Raw genomic sequence first — 5,922 nt, 5'->3', positions numbered from 1 at the left:
GTTTAATACTATATTAAATAATTTATAATTGTATTAAATTATTTAATACAATTATAAAATGTGCCATATTAAAGACTGATGCCAGTATCTATTGATCTGCTTTTTTCTTCTGTTTGTTTGGATAATTTATATTGTGGTTGCGTAAATGCTGGTCGTTCTACTTGATCATTATTGTTTCGCTCTTTTAGCTTTTCAAGCAACTTCTCTTTTTGAATTTTGTCCCAATTTTTATATTCCTCTAGTGCTGAACTTTTAAACTCACTTTTATACTGCCTGTCTACAATCATCTTCTCATTTTCGGAATTACAAATTTCAAGGTCTTTTTGAAGTTTGTTTAAAAGTTCTTGCTTTGGATAAACTTGGTTGCTTGCTAACCATTCTTTTAAAGTAATATTTGATTCTTTTAATTTTTCTAGATCATTTTTATTTTTCTCTAGCCTCTTTTGTAGGGCTTCATCACTTAGGACATTGTTTATTCTTGTAAAAAAGCCTCTAAGGCTAATTTGTTCTCTTGCGCTAATACATTTTGATATATCGTCATTATATTCAAGAGATCTTGGTTCTAACTCTATATCGTATTCTTTGTTTACGAGCTTAAAAAATATAATATTTCCATTAAATGCTGTATTTGTAACTTCTCCAATAACTTTAAAGCCCTTATATTCTGCAACCTCTCTTGGCGTCTCTTTTTCTGCAAATAGTAAATTTATATTATCTTGCAAGATGTCTGCCATTTGATTTTGCTTTATTTCTATTTCGTTAGTATCTGTGCCATTTTTATCTTTTGGTATATTAAAGTCATACACTATTGGCTCAAAACCACCAGTTGCAATAGAGGCTTTATATTTGTTCATTTTACAAGTAAAGTTTTCGCTTGTATTTTGTTTTACTATATCTTTAATGATATCTATTTTAGATATTTGTATCTCTATGTTAGCCATTCTAATGTTGTTTTTCTCTTGCTCCTCACCATTAGAAAAAACTTGTTCTTTATATCGTTTGAGCTCATTTCTCTCTTTTTTTATAGCTTCATTTAATTCAAACTCTGTAAAGATGAGAGGATTTTCGCTGGCGACCGCACGTGCCTCATTTGAATTTAATAAATCCTCCTCAAAGCCATTTAAACTACGTTCTCCGACGACACCTCTTCTGAAATTTAATATAGCCTCGTTCTTTTTGCTCTGCAACTCCCAGTTCCTTTCATCAAACGTTCCAGGAGTAATATGTCTAAATTCTTTGATTATAAAGTTTTCTGGGTCGTTCTCATAAAAGAGATTACCTTGTCTAATCGCCCTTCCATTGCTTTGTGTTATATCACTTGGTCTCCATGGACAATCTATGTGGTGAAGTGCTGTGATGCGTCTTTGGACATTTACTCCTGTTCCCATTTTTGCACGGCTGCCCAAAAGAACTCTAACTTCACCATCATTAACTTTTTTAAAAAGATCCGCTTTTTCTTCGTTGCTAACTGCATCATGTATAAATGCTATTTGTTCTCTTGGTATTCCTTTATCAACTAGCTTTTTATAAATATCTCCATAAAGAAAAAATCTACTATCATCAAATTCATCCTTTTTTAGAACCTCTCCATTTTCATCAAGATCATCTACTGATACCTCGCTGTTTTCTAAAGTATCATTTATATTCTCGAATTCATCAACATATTCTGTTTTTTGCTCTTCTCTAGCTAATATCTCGTCTAGTTTTAAGTTAAATGATTTATCACTAGTGCTTTTTGGTGTTCCAACATCTAAGAATACAAGCTGAGTCCCCTTTTTATCACCCCAAGTTTGCCATTCTTTAAATATCTCATCAACCGCGATATTTATTTTAGAATTTGGGTAATCAGGGGCTGTTGGATCTATTAGTCTAAAATCAATACTTGCTTTTTTTGCGTCGTTTGTTACTTTTAGTGGGTTATCGATGCTTGGATCATATCCTCCACCTTCCATACTAATAAGTCGCCCAGTAATTGAGTATCTAGGGTAAATTCCATTTTCATCAGCTTCCCCTATATAATCTGATATACGTTTAGATTTTTCACTTTTTACGTAAATCACTTCTTTATTTGGAACAAATGTCTTTGAAAAGGCTTTAATATCATCATTTGTGATAGTGTCTGTTGTTTGGCTTAGTATATTTGATAGCTCAGGTAAGTTTGTAAGTGATGAAAACCTTGCTTCCATTTTTATGCGACCGCTAGCATCTCTTACAGGGGCAATATCTATACCAGCAAAATTACTAGCCCAATTTGAAAAGCTATCTATGCCTAAATTTTCAAGCTCTTTTGGCTGCAAATATCTCTGCATATTATAAATTTCGCTAAGTGAGTTTGATACTGGAGTTCCAGTTAAAAACATTACTTTACCATCTTTTTTGTCGTTAATATAGGTAGTAAGTGCAAGCATATTTAATGCTCTCTTGCTTGAAGTATTAGCTCCTTTGCCTTTTGCATTCATCGGAGAGATTACGCCTAAATTTTTAAAGTTATGTGCCTCATCAACCACTATACTATCAACACCAAGCATTGAAAAATCCATTGTCTTGGATTTTGCTTTATCGTCAAATAGTTTTTCCACTTTTTTTTCAACTCTAGCTATCATTTTTTCAACTTGACGTGCAGAACGTCTGTTTGTTGATTCATCACGTTCCTCGTAATATCTAAGAGCTTCTTTTAGCTCATAAATTTCTTTGTCAAGTATCTTTTTTTGTGTTTCAAAAGGAACTGGTAGTTTTTCTACTTGTGTATATTTTATAACAACGGCATCCCAGTCATTATTTGCTACTTTAGCCAAAAACTCGTCTCTTTCTTTTGGGCTTAAAGAGTTTTCGTCTGCCACTAGCACATTAGCATTAGGAAATGCATCAAAAATACTTTGATCCCATTGGGTTACAAGATTGTTTGGAACGATGATTAGAGGTTTTTTTACAAGCCCAAGCTCTTTTTGCTTCATAACAGCAGCTATTGCTGCATATGTTTTGCCAGCCCCAACTTCGTGATCAAGTAAAATATTTTTTTGAACCATGCTTCTAAAAATAGCATCTTTTTGGTGCTTTCTAAGTTTTATATTGCCATCAAGCCCTAAAATTTCTAAACCATCTCCATTAAATTTGGCTTTAACGTAGCAGTTAAATTTGTCGTTGTAAATACGTTCTAGTTCTTTTGCTCTAGCTCGGTCGCTATATATCCATTCATTAAATTTGCTTTTTAGCATTTCAACTTTCGCATTTGCTTCAGCTGTTTTTTCTGGATTTATTACTTGTTTAAAGACTATGTTACCTTCTTTATCTCTCTTAATATTACCTTCTTTATCTAGCAAAGGCTCATTTGTTTTTTCCATAATCTTTATAGGTGTATTATTTAGAGCACTTTCTATAATGTCATATACGCTTTTATTGTTACCTACATTTTGGTGTATTTCATAATTTCCATTAATTAGTCTTTGTGTGGTAAGTCCTTTGACTTCAACGGAATAGTTATAAGTTGCATATTGTGAAAGATGATATTTATCTCCGTCTATTTGCCAGCCCATGGAACCTAAATTTTGAAGTTTCCATGCATCATTATTATAGTTTGATGTCTTTAGCTCGTTCTTTAAAAAATCATCATAGTATTTTATTGGTATCCAAGAACTGCCAAACCTCGTGTCTATATCAACAAAGCTAATATCTTGTGGTATGACCTTGCTAAGTTCTTCTATATTATTTTGCATTAAGTCCGCATAAATGTCTTGTAGATTTTTTGCTGATTTTAATTTTTCCTTGACATTTCCACTAAGATAAATTGGAGTAAAAATTAGCTCTCTTTCGCCTTTTGATAATTTTTCTGGATCGTAAAAAGCCAGTTTTTCTGCAATAATTTGATCTTCGACTTCGATATTTGATTTTCCTAGTTTTTTTGAAATATAGTTTATATCGATCTTTCCAAACTGATACATGCTTACTAATACACCATCCTTTTCATTGTCAAACAAAATTTCAGGAGTAAAGCCTATTGTTCGGCGAAGTAAAATATTAGCCTTTTCGCAGCTTTCCTTTATGGCTTCTTTGCCATCTCTTGCACGTTCAGGTTTTTTATAGTTTTTTTCTAGAGCTTTGACTTTGCTAAACTCTACATCTAGATTTTTAAATGATGCTGCCTTATTCCCAGATAAAAATCCTTCGCTAATATGATAGTTGTCTAGTAACAAATTAAGCTGTTCTCTTGTTTGCTTTAGTTTTATATCATCGTCTTTGATATCTGTCTGCTCTAGTGCAATGAGCTCTTTGAGTTTGTCTCTTAAAGGTATATACTTTTTAATTCTATTTTGGATGGTGGGGCTTAAATCTTCAATTTTTGATGCTCTTATTTCTCCGTTTATCGACGAGGTTATTTTGCAAATTTGATCATTATAGATTAAAAGGCTATTTTCTTTTAAATCCTTAACATAGTCATAGGCATCGTCGTAACTTTCTATTGCAAAGTCGATAATAGATGCCGGCTCTCTCCACTTATATACGTTAGCAGGAAGTTGATTTTCTATAAAATTTTCTATTGCTGTATCAAGACTAAAATTTATATCGTCTTTTGGATCATAAAAAATTGCTTTTCCAAATTGCCCATTTCTCAAGACTGGCTTAGCAAGTATGTTTTGGGGATTTTCAATAAAATAATGGTTTATGCTTTGATTTAATTCTGTGCCATCTTGTGCTACTTGAGTTGATTTAATATTGGATATTTCTTTGTTATACTCAGGATGCTTGCCTTTTTGTAGAAAAATGATATCTGTTTCAGCCTCTGTGTGCTTAAAAACATTGTTTGGCAAACGCACTGCACCTAAGAAAGTATGATTTTGCGCTATCTCATCTCTTGCTGAATTGTATTTAGCATCCATAAAGTGACGACTTACTACAAAAGCACTTATTCCATCTTCTTTTAAACTGTATTGTGTGGCTTTTTGTATAAAGAAATTATGGGCTGAACCATATAAATCTTGATGCTTATTATCAAAAAGTGGGACATCTAAAAATGGAGGATTGCCAACAACTGCGTCAAACTGCTCATCATAAATAAATTTTTCGTAGCCAATGTTATTATTTTTTTGATTCGGATATAAAATTTTGTTCATTTTAATTGTAAGAGGTTCAATATCAAGACCAGTAAAATGAAAATTATCGTTTTTGTTAAACGTAATAAACGAACCATTTCCTACACTAGGCTCTAGAATTTCTTTGTTCAAATCTGCTCTATCGGCATTAATACCAAGTCTTTCGAGACCTTTATACATTGCCGAAACGATATTTTTAGGCGTATAATATGCAGTTAAATTTGAGCGTTTAGCAGCATCATATTCACTTTCGCTAAGTAGCTTTTTGAGCTCTTCTCTTTCATCTTTCCATTTTTCATTGCGTTCATCAAATAGTCCATTTATTCCTCCCCAGCCTGAAAAGTTAGCTATTGTTAGCTGTTGCTCTCTTGTAATATTTAGTTCTATTTCGCCTTTCTTAGCAAGATCTAATTTTGGGTAAATTTCGTTAGTAGTTTTAATTGCTGCAATATTTTTTCTAAATCTATCCTTTTCCCCACCTAGTTCTAGGGCATCGCTTAGTTTTAGGTCCTCAAAGGTATTATTGAATTTTTTTATAGGATTAATTATGGTTTCTTCATTTTGTGTAACATCTGTTGTGTTTATAGTTTCAAATAAGCTATTTTCTATCTCATTTATCTGTGCATCTATATCAATCGTTTTTTCTATAATTGAATTGAGATTACCTCCAAAGTATTCTGGATGAGCATCTGCCATACTAAATAGATCAAGACTATCATATAGATTACTATCATTTTTCTGTTTTGCCATTTAAAATCCTTACAAAAAAATAAAATTTTAAAATAAAATTTTATCTAAATTTATGGCAAATGCCGATTTTTACATACTTTTATAA

1 protein-coding gene is annotated in these 5,922 nt (G+C 32.1%); it reads right to left on the bottom strand.

Features of this window, described 5'->3' with window-relative positions; all coding sequences use genetic code 11:
* Nucleotides 1-68 precede the first annotated feature (68 nt).
* Nucleotides 69-5,837 (bottom strand): helicase-like domain-containing protein, encoded by a 5,769-nt coding sequence (locus F3G86_RS09865; RefSeq protein ID WP_149723753.1) that lies wholly within the window; start codon nucleotides 5,835-5,837, stop codon nucleotides 69-71.
* Between the last annotated feature and the right edge of the window lie 85 nt (nucleotides 5,838-5,922).

The organism is Campylobacter concisus, from assembly GCF_902460595.1.
Lineage (GTDB): Bacteria > Campylobacterota > Campylobacteria > Campylobacterales > Campylobacteraceae > Campylobacter_A > Campylobacter_A concisus_BL.
Note: the sequence above shows the minus strand (reverse complement) of the source record. Positions and strands in the feature narration are given on the sequence as shown.

Excerpts from the sequence above, each read along its gene's own strand:
- F3G86_RS09865 (WP_149723753.1), bottom strand. The coding sequence starts at position 5,837 with ATGGCAAAACAGAAAAATGATAGTAATCTATATGATAGTCTTGATCTA.